Raw genomic sequence first — 13,144 nt, 5'->3', positions numbered from 1 at the left:
TACCTGAAATTATCATAGGATGTCAGGGGCAAAAGTTTTATCGTGCAAGTACGAACAGTTTTTTGACCTTTTGTCCCTGGCATCCGCATATATTATTATGATAATTTCAGATGGGGATTTTTTTATGAAAAAAACCATGACTTTTCACAGGAAAAAAATCTGGCTGGTATTTCTGGTCTGTGCGTTGATGCTTCTGGGACTTGCAGGAAGACTGGTTTATCTTATGGGCTTCAAATCCGATTACTATTACCAGAAGGCGCAGGATCTCCATGAAAGAGAGCGTGCGATCAAAGCTGCAAGAGGGCAGATTCTGGATGCAAAAGGACGGGTTCTGGCAGACAACAAAACCGTATGTACCATTTCTGTCATACACAGCCAGATAAAAGATCCGGAAAAAGTAATTGCGGTTTTGGCTAAGGAATTGGGAATGGATACCGCGACAATCCGAAAAAGAGTGGAAAAAGTATCTTCTATTGAAAAAATTAAAACAAATGTGGAAAAATCTGTGGGAGATGAGATACGGGAATATGGATTGGATGGCGTGAAAGTAGATGAAGACTATAAAAGGTATTATCCCTATGGTTCACTGGCCTCCAAGGTGCTTGGATTTACAGGAGGTGATAACCAGGGGATTATTGGCCTGGAAGTAAAATATGAGGAGATCCTGAAAGGGCAGGCAGGGAAAATTCTGACCACAACAGATGCCAGAGGGGTAGAAATTGACCAGATCGGAGAAACCAGAGAAGATCCTGTACCTGGTGAAAATCTGAAAATAAGCCTGGATGCAGATCTGCAGCAGTATGCCCAGCAGGCAGCCTTGAAAGTGATGGAGGAAAAACAGGCAAAGAGGGTTTCCATTCTGCTTATGAATCCCCAGAACGGGGAAATTTATGTGTGTGTGAACGTGCCGGAGTTTGATCTGAACGATCCCTTTACCCTTAATACAGATGTGGATACAGCAAAGATGAGTGAAAAGGAAAAACAGGATCTGCTGAATCAGATGTGGAGAAATCCCTGTCTGAATGATACATATGAGCCGGGCTCCACATTTAAGATCATAACCATGTCTGCAGGGCTGGAGGCTGGCGTGGTAACTGTAAATGACCGGTTTTATTGTCCTGGCTATAAGCTGGTGGAGGACAGAAGGATTCACTGCGCAAGGCGCACGGGACATGGATCCCAAAGCTTTGTGGAGGGAGCACAGAATTCATGCAATCCGGTTTTTATCGAGGTAGGATTACGTCTTGGCGTGGAAAAATATTATCACTATTTCCAACAGTTTGGGCTGTTGAAAAAGACCGGTGTGGATCTGCCCGGGGAGGCAGGGACGATCATGCATAAGATGGAGAATATGGGCGAGGTAGAGCTGGCAACGGTAGCATTTGGACAGTCTTTTCAGATCACACCAATCCAGCTGGCAGCCACTGTCAGTTCTTTGATCAATGGTGGCAGGAGGATCACGCCTCATTTTGGGGTGTCTGTTTTAAGTCACGATGGTACCAGCGCAAGAAAGCTGGAATATCCGGTAGAAGAGGGCATTGTTTCCGAAAAAACATCGGAAACGGTAAGAGGAATTCTGGAAAAAGTAGTATCAGAAGGCTCCGGTAGAAATGCGCAGATTGAGGGACATACCGTTGGGGGAAAAACTGCTACTTCCCAGACCTTGCCCAGAAGTGCCAATCGCTATATTTCCTCTTTTTTAGGCTTTATGCCGGCAGAAAATCCACAGATCCTTGGACTTTGCATCATTCACGATCCACAGGGAGTGTATTATGGAGGGACTATTGCCGCACCAGTTATAAAAAATATTTTTGAGGCGGTCATTGCCAGCGGGGAAATCTGACGAAAACAAACCTATGGGTTGATAAATAAGGGGAAAAGCTTTATACTAAAAAGAAAAAACGAAAGAGTTAAAGAGGTGTGAGGATGGAATTTCATATTGTGATCCCGGTGCTGATTTCTTTTGCAATCAGTGCTGTATTAGGACCTGTTATCATCCCTTTTTTGCGTAAGCTAAAAATGGGACAGACAGAGAGGACAGAGGGCGTACAGTCCCATCTGAAAAAAGCCGGAACCCCGACCATGGGCGGCGTGATCTTTCTGATATCCACGATTATTACATCATTGTTTTATGTAAAAGATTACCCCAAGATCATTCCAGTGCTGTTTCTGACACTGGGATTCGGACTGATCGGTTTTCTGGATGATTATCTGAAGGTAGTGCTCCGCAGATCTGACGGACTTCTTCCCTGGCAGAAATTTCTGCTTCAGGTAGTGGTAACCGGTATTTTTACGTTCTATCTGCTGAAATACACAGATGTATCACTGACCATGCGCATCCCGTTCTGGAGCGGACATTATCTGAACCTTGGTTGGCTGGCAGTACCGGTACTGTTTTTCGCCGTGATCGGAACAGTCAATGGCGTGAACTTTACCGATGGGGTAGACGGTCTTGCCACCAGTGTTACATTGATCGTAGCAGTATTTTTCACGGTCGTATCCATTGGAACCCAGTCTGGGATTGAGCCGGTTACCTGCGCGGTTATCGGTGGCCTGATGGGATTTTTACTTTATAATGTATATCCAGCAAGTGTATTTATGGGAGATACAGGATCCCTGGCATTAGGCGGATTCGTGGCTGGTGTGGCCTATATGCTGCAGATGCCGCTGTTTATCCTGATCGTAGGACTGATCTACCTGGTTGAGGTGCTGTCCGTTATGATCCAGGTAACATACTTTAAAGCTACACATGGCAAACGTATTTTCAAAATGGCTCCCATCCATCATCATTTTGAGCTTTGTGGATGGTCAGAAGCCCGTGTGGTTGCAGTATTTACCATTGTAACTGCAATTATGTGCCTGGTTGGCCTTTTGGCCCTGTAAGGCATTAAGGAGGAAATAAATCATGGAATTAAATGGAAAGAAAGTTCTGGTTTTCGGAGCCGGGAAAAGTGGTATCGGTGCTGCTGACCTTCTGAATGCAGTTGGTGCCTGCCCGGTGCTTTACGACGGAAAAGCAGATCTTGATAAAGAAAGTGTATTACATAAAATTAACGGAAACTATGAACTTCCGATTTATGCCGGAGAACTGCCGCAGGAAGTGCAGGAAAGTCTTGACCTGGTAGTGTTAAGTCCTGGTGTTCCTACCGATCTTCCGATCGTGAAGAGCTTTTATGAGCAGGGACTTCCGGTATGGGGAGAAGTTGAGCTTGCTTATCAGACTGGCAAGGGCGAAGTTCTTGCAATTACCGGAACAAATGGAAAAACTACCACAACAGCTCTCCTGGGTAAGATTATGAAGGACGCTCGTCCATCTGTATTTGTTGTGGGAAATATTGGAACTCCTTATACCTCCAAGGCATTGGAGATGACAGATGAGACTATCACAGTTGCCGAGATCAGCAGCTTCCAGCTTGAGACAATCTGGAAATTTGCACCGAAGGTAAGCGCGATCTTAAATATCACAGAGGATCATCTGAACCGCCATCACACAATGGCAGAATATATCCGTGTGAAAGAGCTGATCACCAGTAACCAGGGCCCGGATGATGTGTGTGTATTGAATTATGAGGATGAGGTGCTTCGGGAATTTGGTAAGAACATTGTTCCAAAAGTCGTTTATTTTTCCAGTGCAAGAAGACTGGAAAAGGGTATTTTCCTGGAAGGCGACCAGATCATCCTCCGCACAGAGACAGAGGAGATTCCGGTTGTGAAGACTGGGGAGCTGAAGCTTCTTGGTACCCATAACTTTGAGAATGTAATGGCTGCTGTTGCCATGGCTTATTATGCAGGTGTTGGTATGGACAGCATCCGTAAGAGCATTTGCGAATTTACTGCTGTGGAGCACAGAATCGAATATGTAACAGAGAAAAATGGAGTTGCATATTATAACGATTCCAAAGGAACCAATCCGGATGCTGCGATCAAGGGAATCCAGGCAATGAACCGTCCGACTCTTCTTATTGGCGGAGGATATGATAAGGAATCCAGCTATGATGAGTGGATCCAGGCTTTTGACGGTAAAGTAAGATACCTGGTTCTGATTGGTCAGACAAAAGAAAAAATCAAGGCAGCAGCTGAGAAAAACGGATTCCATGATATCATTCTCTGCGAAGACCTGAAAGAGGCAGTACAGGTGTGCGCCCAGAAGGCAAACTCTGGCGATGCCGTTCTTTTATCTCCTGCATGCGCAAGCTGGGGACAGTTTGATAACTATGAGCAGAGAGGTGAGATGTTTAAGGAGTATGTAAGGGCCCTGTAGATTCTGTTCATAGAACCGCCAGATCGGGCATATGCTTTAACCAAGGCAGGAAATGTCAGGGGCAGACCTTTATGATCCGTGGGAAAAATAAAGAAACGAAAACAGACACGGTTTTATTGATCCTTGTGCTGCTTCTGGCAGTATTTGGACTGATCATGCTGTTTTCCATCAGTGAATATAATGGCAGGGTACGCTTCGGCGACTCTGCCTATTATTTTAAGAAACAGTTGTTTGCTACATCACTGGGGCTTCTTGCCATGTATGTTGTTGGAGAGACGGACTATCATTTTTTTGTACGGCTGGCACCAGCTGCCTATCTTTTGTCCATGGGACTTTCCACAGCAGTTTTATTTGTGGGACAGGAAATCAATGGTTCCAAAAGATGGCTGAATTTTGGACCGTTGTCTTTTCAGCCATCAGAATTTGCCAAGGCTGCCGTGATTCTGTTTCTCACCTGGCAGATCACAAAAAGCAGGAAAATGACAGCCGGATTCTGGTTTATGTGCAGGACGATGATGACTCTGCTCCCTGTGGTAGGGCTGGTTGGCTCCAATAATTTAAGTACTGCGATCATTATTCTTGGAATCGGTGTGGTTTTGATTTTTGTATCCGATCCCGGATATGCCAGATTTATCGGGATGGGAGCGGCTGCGGTAGCTGTGATCACTGTGTTTCTGGCAGCAGAAAGTTATCGTCTCGAGCGTCTGGCAATCTGGCGTGATCCGGAAAAATATGAAAAAGGGTTTCAGACCATTCAGGGACTTTATGCTATTGGAAGCGGTGGAATATTTGGCAGAGGTTTGGGCAGCAGTTTACAGAAGCTGGGATTTGTTCCAGAAGCCCAGAATGATATGGTTTTTTCTATTATCTGCGAGGAACTTGGGATGACAGGGGCTTTTTTGCTCATATTCATATTCGGTCTTCTGATCTGGCGGCTGATGGTGATCGCCCTGCATTGCAGGGACCTGGCGGGAACCCTGATCTGCAGCGGGATCATGAGTCATATGGCAATCCAGGTGCTTCTGAATATTGCAGTGGTAACCAATACCATTCCAAATACAGGAATCACCCTTCCTTTTATCAGCTATGGAGGAACGTCTGTTGTTTTTCTCCTTGGGGAAATGGGGCTGGCGCTTAGCGTGAGCAGGAGGATGGTAATGGAATGATCAGTTGCTGTTTAATTCGTGCCTGGCAGCTGAGCAGTAAAAAATGGGAAGTGAATGACAGCAAAGGGCAAAAATGCATATAATAAAAAGTAAGAGGCCCTTTAGGAGTGAATGGCTTGAATGACCGGATATACATTGAAGGGGGACACCAGCTGAAGGGAAGTATCTCCATACAGGGATCCAAGAATGCAGCACTGCCCATGATGGCGGCATCTCTTTTACACGAGGGAGTCAGTGTACTCAAAGGCTGTCCGCGGATCGCAGACGTTTTTTGCATGGAAGAAATCCTCCGGAATCTGGGAGCCGTGACCTGGTGGGAAGACCATGATCTGTACATGGATTGTACAAATGCCACAAAATGGTCAGTCCCTTTTTTATTTACAGGGAAAATGCGCTCTTCAGTGATCTTATTGGGAGCACTTCTTGCAAGAAATGGGAAAGGAAGCCTGGGTTATCCTGGTGGCTGTGTGATCGGAAAAAGACCTATTGACCTGCATCTTCTGGTACTTCGGAATCTGGGAGCTGTGATTACGGAGGAAGAGGGGATTTTGACAGCAGAATGCTCCAAAATGAAAGGAACCGTTGTTTCTTTTCCAAAAAAGAGTGTAGGAGCTACCCAGCAGGGGATTCTTGGAGCTGTACTGGCAGATGGGAAAACAGTATTGGAAAATTGTGCCCGTGAGCCGGAAATTGTATGGCTTTGCAGGTATCTTAGGTCTATGGGAGCAAAAATCCATGGAGATGGAACCGGAAAAATAAAAATTCATGGTGTTGGAAGGTTAAATGGAGGCTGCATGCAGGTTCCGCCAGACCGTATTGTAGCGGGCACATATATTTGTGCTGCCGCCATAACCAGAAGCCGGATCACCCTGGAAAATTTCCCGGATGGGGAATTGGATTCCTTTCTGGAAGTATATCGGAAAATGGGTGGACAATATAAAGGTAACAGTGGTAAACTAATAGTCGATGGAGAAAATGTTCAAAGCCCGGCCCCAATGCTAAAGACTGGCGCCTATCCGGAATTTCCCACAGACCTTCAGTCCCCCGTGATGGCAGTTCTTACTACGGTAAAAGGGAGAAGCTGTATCTGTGAAAATGTTTTTGAAGACCGTTTTAAGGCAGCACAGCAGATGGTAAAGATGGGGGCAGATATCCGGATTCAGGGAAGGAAAGCCTTGGTTTATGGAGGAAAGGAACTTCATGGAACGACTGTAAAGGCCTGGGAATTAAGAGGCGGCGCAGCACTTATTCTTGGGGGACTTGCGGCAGGAGGTGTTACCATACTGGATGGCTATTCTTATGTACAAAGGGGCTACGAACATATCTGCCAGGATCTTAATATGCTGGGAGCAGCAGTAAAAAGGATGCAGGAATAATAATATATGAAATCACTGAAAATGAAGCTGATCTATAGAAAACATAAGAAAGCAATCTGGGGTGCCCTGGGGGCAGTTCTGCTTGCAGGCCTGGTCTTTTTCTTTTCTTATTTTCATGTGACGAATGTGGAGGTAATGGGAACCACCCGCTATTCGGATGAGGAAATAAAGACAATGGCCTTGCAGGGGGCATTTACGGATAATTCTGTTCTTGCAGTTTTGCTCCATTCCAGGGTTGATGTGCAGGATGTGCCTTTTGTGGAAGGATTCAATATCACAAGCCTTTCTCACAATAGTATCTGTGTCAGCGTGCGGGAGAAAAAAGCAGTCGGCTGTATTCCCTATCTGGACAGTTATGTCTATTTTGACCGGAATGGGACATTTATTGAAAGTTCTAAGAACAGGGATGAGCTGGTGCCTTTTTTTGACGGCATTGAAGTAAGTCACGTGATCAAAGGTGAGAAACTTCCGATCAAGGGAAGCTCTGTCCTTACTACGGCTGTGGCGTTGTCTACTATTTTCCAAAAAAACAATGCCATACCGGATCATATTGAATTTGACGCCAATTATCAGATTACGCTTACTTATGGAGATGTGAAGGTTATGCTTGGCAAGGACGAGTATCTGGAGGATAAGATGACACGTGTCAGCGCTATTTTGCCCAAGCTTTCCGGCAAAAAAGGAATTCTTCACCTGGAAAATGTAAATGATAATTCCAAGACCATTACATTCGAGCAGGATCTTGGAGAAGATGGAATCATACAGAGCGTGGATACGGCAGCGGCTTATGAGAATGCACTTGCAAACTGGCATGGCGGTTATGACGAGGAAGGGGACTATACAGGCGAGGGCGAATATGATGAGAACCTGAACTATGTGGGTCCGAAACCTACGGAGGAGAGTATCGCTGCAAATGGCAGCTGGCTTGGTGGTTACATGGAAGATGGAAGCTACACCGGCTATGGCCAGCTGGATAAAGATGGAAACTATGTAGGCCCAAATCCAAATGAAAACAGTGATGGGGGCGACGAAGGAGATACCACAGATTATACGGAAGATTACAGCGATACCCAGGAAGAAGACTATAATGAAGAAGATTATAGCGGTGATGAAGAGGAATATTAAGGAAATAACCGCAGATTTCGAGAAAAAAGTCTAAAAAAAACAAAATTAGTGGTTGATAAATTCATAAAAAAAATATATGATATAGCTATATGCAGCTTGGTATATATTTGCTGAAATTAAAGATAAAGGATATAAGGTAGAAATAAAGGAGGAAGTACATTGTTAGAGATAATGTCAAATGAGGCGGAATCCTCTGCGAAGATTATTGTAATCGGAGTAGGCGGCGCCGGAAATAACGCAGTAAACAGAATGGTTGAAGAAGCCATCGGCGGGGTAGAGTTTGTAGGAGTTAATACAGATAAGCAGGCTCTGACTCTGTGCAAAGCTCCAACTGTACTTCAGATCGGTGAGAAGATTACCAAAGGTCTTGGTGCAGGAGCACAGCCTGAGGTTGGACAGAAAGCAGCAGAAGAGAGCATTGAGGAAGTTAAGCAGATCATTGAAGGTGCTGACATGGTATTTGTTACCTGCGGTATGGGTGGTGGAACTGGTACAGGTGCTGCACCGGTTATCGCAGCAGCTGCTAAGGAAATGGGTATCCTCACTGTAGGTGTTGTGACCAAACCTTTCCGTTTTGAAGCTAAGACACGTATGAATAATGCACTTGCTGGTATTGAGAATCTGAAGAAATCTGTTGATACACTGATCGTGATCCCGAATGATAAATTACTGGAGATCGTTGACCGTCGTACCACTATGCCAGAGGCACTGAGAAAGGCAGACGAGGTTCTTCAGCAGGCAGTTCAGGGTATTACCGACCTGATCAATCTGCCAGCTCTTATCAACCTTGACTTTGCTGATGTACAGACTGTCATGACTGATAAAGGTATTGCACATATTGGTATTGGTGAAGCAAGAGGCGATGATAAGGCTATGGAAGCTGTTCAGCAGGCTGTATCCTCACCGCTGCTTGAAACTACGATCAAGGGTGCTACACATGTTATCATTAACATTTCTGGTGATATTTCCCTTATGGATGCTAATGATGCTGCAAGCTATGTACAGGAGCTTACCGGAGAGGATGCAAACATCATCTTTGGTGCTATGTATGACGATTCTGTTGCTGATTATGCAAGAATCACAGTTATTGCTACCGGTCTTTCTGACAATGCACAGGCAGCGAACCCGTTTGGAAATAAGGCAAGCAATTCTGTATTTGCAAATAAGAGACCAGCTTCTACAACAACTGGCGGTGTGAATCTGAACATGCCATCTTTCAGCATGCCGACTATGAATGCTACACCATTCACAGCGAAGACACCATCCAGTACAGTGCAGAAGAAAGATATCCAGATCCCGGATTTCTTAAGAAATAGATAATGAAGAAATAATTAACAGCCTCCGCAGGTATGATGCGGAGGCTGTTTTGCGCAATAGGAAATTTGTTGGAATTTCTTATTACATAAAAGGCGTATTCTTTTTTAACACTGGCATTCAAAGGTGTCGCATTTTGTTTCGGAACAAGCTTTGGCACCGCTTCCGGCTACATCAATGGCAGCAGCTGTACATTTGCAGTGTTCATTGTAGGTACAGTTGTGGGCTTTACAGTCAATCTGGATGGTTTCACATCCGCATCCATTTTTGGCGCTGTTCATGGCGCTTTCACTTTTTTCACGGAAACTTCCACAGGATGTTTCGTCAGCTTTTCGTGCGCTTTCACCCATTACATCAATTTCACCTCTGGAGCAGAGCATGTCTTCGTTGTAGAGACAGGTTGTTGCGGAACATTTTAGGATTGTCATTTTTTTTACCTCCTGACTGGGATTGTGAAATTTCGGTTGGCGTTTCGTGTTATGAAACAGTTTTAGGGTTTCCAGGGGGGATGAAAAATATGTATGGGAATTTTAATTTTTTTTGAGGGGGACGCCAGGGAGTGGCAACTGGGAGGAAAAAATAAAAATGGGGGAGTGGACGAAATGCGCTGCGCTGTTTCTGGGGATGGAGGGCGGGAGGAGAAAGGATGAGTGAGATGGGAATAAAAAAATAAAAAAGTGTATTGACTTTTGGAAAAAGGAGTGGTAGTATGTAACAGTACGTGATGAAAAGAAAGCAGAGTTCACTCTCACCTCAGCGCACGTTTGGATGCGGCTCGGGTTCATATTGCACAGCAGCGCGTGATTTAGTTCGCGGGTGTAATAGGAGAAGTGTGGATTCTGTCCGCACTTTTTTTATGTTACAGGATGGCGGTGTCATGTATGAGGCGGGAATTTCCTGCGAAGGGGAATGAGAGTCCGGCGGTTTGAGGCTGGATCAGAACAGATCATCTATCAGGTATGGAGGTGCACGACAATTAGCAATTTAATGATTAACGAACAAATCAGAGACAAAGAGGTACGCTTAATTGGTCCGGACGGAGAACAGCTTGGAATCATGTCCGCAAGAGAAGCTATGGACAAGGCTCAGGAGGCAGAGCTTGATTTAGTAAAGATTGCCCCACAGGCGAAGCCACCGGTATGTAAGATCATTGATTATGGGAAATACCGTTATGAGCTTGCCAGAAAAGAAAAAGAAGCCAAGAAAAAGCAGAAGACCATCGATGTCAAAGAAGTGCGTCTTTCACCAAATATTGATACCAATGACCTGAACACAAAGGCTGGGGCAGCGCGTAAGTTCCTTACCAAGGGCGACAGAGTAAAGGTTACTCTTCGTTTCCGCGGAAGAGAGATGGCGCATATGTCAAGCAGCAAGCACGTTCTGGATGATTTTGCCGACATGCTGAAGGACATTGCCGTAGTTGAGAAGGCACCTAAGGTAGAAGGCAGAAGCATGACAATGTTTTTAGCACAGAAACACTAGGATGTTGCATTCATTTGGAGAGACACCCTGCGGGGGCGTCAGGCTGGATGAGGGACATTAAATAGATACGATATTAAGGAGGAAATTACAATGCCAAAAATTAAAACTTGTAGAGCAGCAGCAAAGCGCTTCAAAAAAACAGGAACAGGAAAATTAGTAAGAAATAAAGCTTACAAGAGCCATATCTTAACAAAGAAATCTCAGAAGAGAAAGAGAAATCTTAGAAAAGCTACTGTTGTTGATTCTACTAATGTTAAGAGCATGAAGAAAGCATTACCGTATTTATAAGATATAGCATAGAAGAAGACGAACAGGAGGAAAATAAGAAATGGCAAGAATTAAAGGCGGATTAAACGCAAAGAAGAAACATAATCGTGTATTAAAACTGGCAAAGGGCTACAGAGGAGCTCGTTCCAAACAGTATAGAGTAGCAAAACAGTCTGTTATGCGTGCACTTACCAGCTCCTACGCTGGAAGAAAGCAGAAGAAACGTCAGTTTAGACAGCTTTGGATCGCACGTATCAACGCTGCTGCAAGAATGAACGGATTATCCTACAGCAAAATGATGCACGGCCTTAAAGTTGCAAACATCGACATCAACAGAAAGATGCTTGCTGAGATGGCTGTAAACGATGCTCAGGGATTCGCAGCACTTGCTGAGATCGCTAAGAAAGCAATCGCTTAATTTTTGCGAAATAAGAGATAAAGTATGGGAGATGGGAAACCATCTCCTATTTTTTTACATAAAAGCGTTCAACAGGAACTTGCATTTGGGGGGTTAGAGCCTTATTGGACTAAATTGAAATACACTCTATTTACAATATAAAATATGATAATAGAATTGCAGTGCGTCCTATAGCGCACGCTTGTACGCCGCAGAAATAACAAAAACAGGAAAATTTGGACATAGTAACGGAAATTTTTTCTGTAATTCTTAAAAAACTATAAAATTTTCTATTGCAATCAAAAAAACAGGATGCTATAATCTTAACATTAAAGTAGTAAAGAGAAGAAGTTATGGAAGCCAAAGCCGGCTGGGAAACCACCAGTGGGCTTTTCTATTACCTCAGTGTGGTAGACACGGTGAGAGGGCGAGATGACAGAAACTCTTACATAAATTAAGGAGGAGATTTATTATGAGAAATCTGAAAAAAGTACTCAGCATTACTGCAGCCGCAGCAATGGCAGTATCCACAGTAACACCTGTTTCTGTATTTGCAGAGAGCGAGGAAACCTTCAAGATTGGTGTCATTGGACCTATGACAGGAGATTATGCACAGTATGGTACTGGTGTATACAATGCAGCTAAGATCGCAGCAGATGAGATCAATGCAAACGGCGGATTCAATGGATATCAGGTAGAGATCCTTGACGCTGGTGATGATCAGGGAGATCCGGAAAAAGCAGTTAACGCTTACAACGACCTTCTTGACAAAGGAATGCAGATGCTTTGCGGTACCGTTACTTCCGGTGCTTGTATCGCAGTAGGTGCAGAGGCAGCAGAGAGCACATTCCTCTTCACACCATCCGCAACAGCAGTAGACAGCATCACAGCTGGTGACAATGAGTTCCGTATGTGCTTCACAGACCCAATGCAGGGAACCAAATCTGCTGAGTACATTTCCGAGAAAGGACTTGCTACTAAAGTAGCAACTCTTTACGATTCCATGGCAGACTACAACTCAGGTGTACATGACGCATTCGTTGCAGCTTGCGGTGATTACGGCCTTGAGGTTGTAGCTGATGAAGCTTACACCACAGACAACAACACAGACTTTTCCGTACAGCTTGGCAAGATTAAAGACAGCGGTGCAGAGCTTCTGTTCCTTCCAAACTACTACTCTGACAACGCTCTGATCCTTCAGCAGGCTCATGACCTTGGTCTTGACATAAAGATCTTCGGTGTTGACGGTATGGATGGTATCCTGAACGTTGAGAATTTCGATACCTCTCTTGCAGAAGGTGTTATGCTTCTGACACCATTCTCTGCAACAGGTGAGGATGAGGCAACTGTAAACTTCGTAAAAGCATATGGCGATGCAAACAACGGTGAGACACCAAACCAGTTCGCAGCAGATGCATATGACGTACTTTACGCTATGAAAGCAGCAGCAGATGACGCTGGTATCACACCGGATATGTCCAATGAGGACATCAGCGCAGCAATGTCCGCTTCTATGCTGAACATCACTCTTGATGGTCTTACAGGAGAAGCAAAATGGACAGAGGACGGCGAGTGCGATAAAGCTCCGAAAGCTTATGTGATCAAAGATGGCGTTTACGCTTCTATGGAGTAATCTTATAAGAATATAGGTAATTGTTCAGAACGAGGTGTTTTAGAGGTTAGCCTTGAACAGTTACGAATATAGGACAATATGCCGGGATAGCGGCAAGGTCTTAACCATTTCCCTGATTGCGCA

General features: G+C 44.6%; 12 protein-coding genes. 11 read left to right on the top strand and 1 reads right to left on the bottom strand.

Going from position 1 to position 13,144, the window contains the following annotated elements:
• Positions 1 to 124: 124 nt before the first annotated feature.
• The 7 genes from ACTQWB_RS10250 (at position 125) to ftsZ (ending at position 9,248) form a co-directional block, all read left to right on the top strand.
• Complete coding sequence (locus tag ACTQWB_RS10250) at positions 125 to 1,843, top strand: peptidoglycan D,D-transpeptidase FtsI family protein (RefSeq protein ID WP_441501698.1); 1,719 nt, start codon at positions 125 to 127, stop codon at positions 1,841 to 1,843.
• An 83-nt stretch (positions 1,844 to 1,926) separates the two neighbouring features.
• Complete coding sequence (gene mraY, locus ACTQWB_RS10245; RefSeq protein ID WP_441501699.1) at positions 1,927 to 2,883, top strand: phospho-N-acetylmuramoyl-pentapeptide-transferase; 957 nt, start codon at positions 1,927 to 1,929, stop codon at positions 2,881 to 2,883.
• A 22-nt stretch (positions 2,884 to 2,905) separates the two neighbouring features.
• Positions 2,906 to 4,261, top strand: coding sequence for a UDP-N-acetylmuramoyl-L-alanine--D-glutamate ligase (murD, locus tag ACTQWB_RS10240; protein ID WP_441501700.1), 1,356 nt, complete (start codon positions 2,906 to 2,908; stop codon positions 4,259 to 4,261).
• A gap of 71 nt (positions 4,262 to 4,332) precedes the next feature.
• Positions 4,333 to 5,427, top strand: coding sequence for an FtsW/RodA/SpoVE family cell cycle protein (locus ACTQWB_RS10235; RefSeq protein ID WP_441501701.1), 1,095 nt, complete (start codon positions 4,333 to 4,335; stop codon positions 5,425 to 5,427).
• Between the two features lie 107 nt (positions 5,428 to 5,534).
• On the top strand, positions 5,535 to 6,803 hold the full coding sequence (gene murA / locus ACTQWB_RS10230) for a UDP-N-acetylglucosamine 1-carboxyvinyltransferase (RefSeq protein ID WP_441501702.1): 1,269 nt from the start codon (positions 5,535 to 5,537) through the stop codon (positions 6,801 to 6,803).
• Between the two features lie 6 nt (positions 6,804 to 6,809).
• Positions 6,810 to 7,928, top strand: coding sequence for a cell division protein FtsQ/DivIB (locus ACTQWB_RS10225; RefSeq protein WP_441501703.1), 1,119 nt, complete (start codon positions 6,810 to 6,812; stop codon positions 7,926 to 7,928).
• 171 nt (positions 7,929 to 8,099) lie between these two features.
• A complete protein-coding gene (ftsZ, locus tag ACTQWB_RS10220; protein WP_441501728.1) occupies positions 8,100 to 9,248 on the top strand; it encodes a cell division protein FtsZ in 1,149 nt (382 codons plus the stop codon).
• A gap of 101 nt (positions 9,249 to 9,349) precedes the next feature.
• Here the strand turns inward: ftsZ and ACTQWB_RS10215 are convergent, their stop codons facing one another.
• The gene (locus ACTQWB_RS10215) at positions 9,350 to 9,670 is read right to left on the bottom strand and encodes a DUF1540 domain-containing protein (RefSeq protein ID WP_441501704.1); all 321 of its coding nucleotides are present in this window, start codon (positions 9,668 to 9,670) and stop codon (positions 9,350 to 9,352) included.
• A 559-nt stretch (positions 9,671 to 10,229) separates the two neighbouring features.
• Between ACTQWB_RS10215 and infC the strand changes: the two genes are divergently transcribed.
• The 4 genes from infC to ACTQWB_RS10195 all read left to right on the top strand — a co-directional run bounded on the left by infC (position 10,230) and on the right by ACTQWB_RS10195 (position 13,021).
• A complete protein-coding gene (gene infC / locus ACTQWB_RS10210; RefSeq protein ID WP_441501705.1) occupies positions 10,230 to 10,724 on the top strand; it encodes a translation initiation factor IF-3 in 495 nt (164 codons plus the stop codon).
• A gap of 90 nt (positions 10,725 to 10,814) precedes the next feature.
• A complete protein-coding gene (gene rpmI, locus ACTQWB_RS10205; RefSeq protein WP_117850817.1) occupies positions 10,815 to 11,012 on the top strand; it encodes a 50S ribosomal protein L35 in 198 nt (65 codons plus the stop codon).
• Between the two features lie 40 nt (positions 11,013 to 11,052).
• Positions 11,053 to 11,409, top strand: coding sequence for a 50S ribosomal protein L20 (gene rplT, locus ACTQWB_RS10200; protein WP_117850812.1), 357 nt, complete (start codon positions 11,053 to 11,055; stop codon positions 11,407 to 11,409).
• 451 nt (positions 11,410 to 11,860) lie between these two features.
• On the top strand, positions 11,861 to 13,021 hold the full coding sequence (locus tag ACTQWB_RS10195) for an ABC transporter substrate-binding protein (protein WP_441501706.1): 1,161 nt from the start codon (positions 11,861 to 11,863) through the stop codon (positions 13,019 to 13,021).
• The last annotated feature ends 123 nt before the right edge of the window (positions 13,022 to 13,144 follow it).

The organism is Blautia sp. HCP3S3_H10_2 (assembly GCF_052122375.1).
In the GTDB taxonomy this organism is placed as follows: Bacteria; Bacillota; Clostridia; order Lachnospirales; family Lachnospiraceae; genus Blautia_A.
This window is presented reverse-complemented; position numbering and strand designations above follow the sequence as displayed.